General features: G+C 51.4%; 1 protein-coding gene. It reads left to right on the forward strand.

Annotation, left to right across the window (positions count from 1 at the left end):
- On the forward strand, positions 1-180 hold a 180-nt coding region (locus ACYP33_RS33925; RefSeq protein ID WP_459625488.1), incomplete at its 5' end, for a hypothetical protein.
- Positions 181-222: the final 42 nt, after the last annotated feature.

Genomic DNA, 222 nt, shown 5'->3' on the forward strand with positions numbered 1-222 from the left:
ATTATGAAGAACATTTTGAAGCGCGTCAACTACTTTTTTCAGCGCTTCGATCAACAGACTGCATCGATCGCGTTCCTCACCAGTTCAAAGAAGCGGCCTCAATTCCGGCGCTCTCCTTGTCCTGCCTGGCTTCCCCTCTCGTTCTGCGTTTCCGTCATCGCGAGAGAGGCCGAATTCTAAGCACCCATCCCGCTTCGTGCAAGCGTTTTCGCAAAGAAAATG

This window comes from Burkholderia sp. 3C, from assembly GCF_054589155.1.